This window comes from Vibrio sp. 10N.222.48.A3, assembly GCF_041475345.1.
Taxonomy (GTDB): Bacteria; Pseudomonadota; Gammaproteobacteria; order Enterobacterales; family Vibrionaceae; genus Vibrio; species Vibrio tasmaniensis_A.
The window spans coordinates 1-2,796 of record NZ_JBFRVX010000710.1; the positions used below are offsets into that span (position 1 = coordinate 1).

The following is a 2,796-nucleotide window of genomic DNA, read 5'->3' on the forward strand; positions in this document are numbered from 1 at the left end:
GTTGAGAGTGAAGTGCGGCTACACCGTTTACTTTGTAAGAACCAATCACACATAGGTTTGCCATGCGAACCATGCGGTGGAAACCTTCTTGGATGATAGAAAGCTTCGCTTGTTTCTCACCGTCACCAGGCCACATCTTGCGAACTTCTTGCATGAAGCGGTGGTTGATTTCAAAAATGATTTCCATGTGACGTGGAAGAAGACGGTTGATCAGCGATTCAGACCAAGTCTCTAGTGCTTCTGGAAGTAGTGTGTGGTTCGTGTACGCGAACGTATGTGCACTGATTTCCCATGCTTGATCCCAAGATAGACCTTTCTCGTCGATCAAGATGCGCATTAGCTCAGGAATCGCAATCGTTGGGTGCGTGTCGTTCAGCTGAATCGTTTCTTGCTTAGGCAGATCTTCTAGAGAGAAACCTGCGGCTTCGTGGCGGCGTAGAATATCGCGAACTGACGCTGCTGAGTGGAAGTACTGCTGCATTAGACGCAGTGTCTTACCTTTCTCGTGGTTGTCGTTCGGGTAAAGTACTTTAGTGATGTTACCTGCATCGATTAGCGAGTGTTGCGCTTCGAAGTAATCACCGTTGTTAAAGCTTGCTAGTGAGAATGGTGCAATTGCCTGACATTCCCAAAGACGCAATGGGTAAACCGTGTTTGACTCGTAACCTACGATTGGTAGATCCCAAGGCATTGCTTTTACTTCCATACCTGGAACCCAAGTACGAACTTCTTTACCGTCGATGAATTCAACTTCTACATGACCGTAAAAACCAATGTGTTGTGCTAGCTCTGGACGAGCGACTTCCCATGGGTAACCTTCAACACCACGCCATGCGTCTGGTGCTTCTTGTTGACGACCATCTTGGAAAGACTGTTTGAATAGGCCGTATTCGTAGTGAAGACCGTAGCCTACTGTTGGGTACTCTTGTGCAGCACAAGAATCCATAAAACAAGCAGCAAGACGACCAAGACCACCATTACCTAGCGATGGGTCGCGTTCTTCTTCTAGAAGGTCAGTTAGGTTTTGGCCTAGCTCTTCCATTGCATGAGTAATCTGTTCGTACAGACCCATGCTGATCAGGTTGTTACCTGTTAGACGACCAATCAAAAACTCTAATGAAAGGTAGTTAACGCTCTTCGCGTTTTTGATTTTTTCATCATTTTCAGTTTCTAGCAGATCAAATGTTGTCAATTCTGCTAGCGCACGCCCCATTGCTAGGTACCATGCGCGGCTATCTGCGTTTTCAATCGTTGTTGCGTAAGTTGCAGATAAATGCTTTTTAACGCTTTCTTGGAACGACACTTTATCGAAAGTTTTTTGCTGAGTTGGTTTCATTTCAGAAATCTCGCTTTTAATAGTTCTAATTCATCTGTGACATATCGTGCATGGTCACCATTAACTAAACATCCTCCCGTTAATACGACTAACTAGGAGTAGATGAGAGGGCGTAGGGGGCGTACCGATGTAAGGTTAGTGATCTGACTCTCATGTTCTAACTTCGAACAAAAAGTTGGAGTGACTAAGATCACAAGCTCCCGTTCGATAACTTAACGTTAATTGATGTGAGTTTTATTTAACCGGAATAAACTGATTAGCAAATCTGAGTTTGAGATCACGAAATTATTTTCCATATCTCATCTTTTACATAAATCTCAGTGTAAGACCGAACAAAGTCACATTCACAAACCACCACGTAATGTGAGCAAAGTCACAAATTAAGGGCGTAGAAAGCTAAAAACATGCAAGACCGCAAGGTTTCTGAGGAGAATCATAGTCGGTGCCATTTTTCTTCACGTAACATAAGCACAGACTTAAGTAATTAGGCAGATGTGATTGGGCAACTCTTTTACGGTTTTAGAATCCCCAGAACATAGGCCACGGAATAGGTGAAAAACTTCGACATGTGGATCCCTTCGAAACTGACTCGTCCCGGCCGCTTACATAATGCAATCCTACGACCTAGGGTTCTCGATCTGCTCCAGAACGCAGATTGCTATAAGCTTGTATTGTTCCGCTCTCCTGCGGGCTATGGCAAGACCACTATGGCTGCACAGTGGCTATTAGATAAGCCGAATGTGGGTTGGTACAGCATCGATGATAGTGACAACGATGCCTTCCGTTTTATCAACTACCTACTCCAATCACTCAATAAAGCGACTCAAAACTCCTGTCCCAATGCCCAAAAACTGGCAGAGAAACGACAGTTTTCATCGCTGCATTCTTTATTGAGCGAAGTATTCGCCGAGATGTCGGACTATCATCATGAATGTTTTCTTGTTTTAGACGACTACCATTTAGTCAACAATGATGACATTCAAGAAGCAATGCGCTTTTTCCTCAAACACATGCCCGACAATCTTACGCTGGTTGTAACCAGTCGGGGTACACCACCCCTAGGTACGGCAAACCTGCGCGTTCGAGACTTAATGATCGAATTAGGTAATGACTCGCTGGCTTTTGATACCGAAGAGACGACGCGCTTTTTTAATCAGCGTGTTGCCGATGGTATTGATGACACAACGGCAGACAGTATTTGTACCTATGTAGAGGGTTGGCCTTCTGCACTTCAACTTATTGCGCTGCAAGCCCAACATCAAAAACGTACGCTTGCGCAGTCTGCTGAGTCCTTCTCCCACTTTAATCAAGCCCATCTTTGGGACTACTTGGTTGAAGAGGTTTTCGACCTGTTAGACAAAGAAACTCGACAGTTCTTGATGCAGTGTTCAGTGCTTGACCACTTCAACGACGAACTGGTTTGTGCGCTAACACAACGTGAAGACGCACTGGGTATGATC

General features: G+C 44.8%; 1 protein-coding gene and 1 pseudogene. One reads left to right on the forward strand and one right to left on the reverse strand.

Annotation, left to right across the window (positions count from 1 at the left end; genetic code table 11):
• Positions 1-1,336 (reverse strand): glycogen/starch/alpha-glucan family phosphorylase (gene glgP, locus AB4653_RS18740; RefSeq protein WP_372104968.1); only part of this gene is annotated, 1,336 nt, incomplete at its 3' end.
• A gap of 566 nt (positions 1,337-1,902) precedes the next feature.
• Between glgP and AB4653_RS18745 the strand changes: the two are divergent.
• Positions 1,903-2,796, forward strand: a pseudogene (locus AB4653_RS18745) (transcriptional regulator MalT); the annotation flags it as partial.